The 1,256-nt window shown below is 44.2% G+C and carries 1 protein-coding gene; it reads left to right on the top strand.

The features are described 5' to 3' along the window. Positions 1 to 1,256, top strand: a 1,256-nt coding sequence (locus J4E76_RS20740) for a DUF11 domain-containing protein (protein WP_208506715.1), incomplete at both ends; no start/stop codon positions are given.

Genomic DNA, 1,256 nt, shown 5'->3' with positions numbered 1-1,256 from the left:
TTTACCAATACAGCAACTGTTTCGGCTTCTGATGTCTTTGATACTGATGGAACTGATAACGCGGCAAGTGCTTCTGTTACATTGCAGTCTTCTGATATCAACATCACCAAAACAGTAGACAACCCTACTGCCAATGTAGGTGAGAATGTAGTCTTTACTGTTACTGCTACTAACACTGGTTCAGACAACGCAACTGGACTTAGCATTACTGATCAACTGCCTAGTGGATATACTTTCGTTAGCGCAACAGAATCTACTGGTACTTACAACAGCGGATCAGGGGTTTGGACTATCGGAGCATTGAACAATGCCGCTTCTGCTACCCTAACCATTACTGCTACTGTACTATCTACTGGTGATTATGGAAATACTGCTTCTGTAACTGCGCTAGACCAACTAGATCCAGATAACTCCGATGATTCGGCCGCTGCTACGGTGGTGCCAGCTCGCGCAGACTTAGAAATTCAAAAAGTAGTTGACAACACCGCACCAAATGTTGGCTCGAACGTGACCTTCACGGTGACGCTGACCAATAATGGACCAAGTGCTGGTTCTGCCACAGGCATTACAGTAACTGACCAATTACCAAGCGGATATACACTAGTATCTTCTACCCCAAGTTTAGGTACTTACACCGCAGGTACAGGTATTTGGGATGTCGGATCGTTAGCTAAAGATGCTAACGCGACTTTAACAATTGTGGTGACTGTATTGGCAACTGGAGAATACGAAAACAGTGCTTCTGTAACTGCTGCTAATGAATTTGACCCTAACGCGGGTAACAACACCGCCACTGCTACAATAGTGACGCAGTCTGCTGACCTTGTAGTTTCTAAAGTAGTGAGTGATGCTGCTCCGAATGTTGGCGACAACGTGACATTCACTGTAAGAGTAAGCAATAATGGAACTGACTTAGCTACTGGCGTAACAGTAACCGATCAACTGCCTGACGGATATACTTTCGTATCTAAAAACACTGGCTTCGGTTCTTACGATGAGAATACTGGCGTATGGACAATAGGTTCAGTTTCGACAACACAAACTGCGACATTAGAGATAGTAGCGACTGTACTATCAACTGGTAGTTATAACAATACGGCTAGCGTAACTACTGCTGATCAAGGTGATCCTGTTACTGCTAATAATACATCTACTGTAACTGTAGATACGCAGTTTGCTGACCTGAACATGAGCAAGGTGGTTGACAATGCTAACCCTATTCCTGGTGATGATGTCATCTTCACGGTAACCTTAAG

The organism is Roseivirga sp. E12, assembly GCF_017592825.1.
Lineage (GTDB): Bacteria > Bacteroidota > Bacteroidia > Cytophagales > Cyclobacteriaceae > Roseivirga.
Note: the sequence above shows the minus strand (reverse complement) of the source record. Positions and strands in the feature narration are given on the sequence as shown.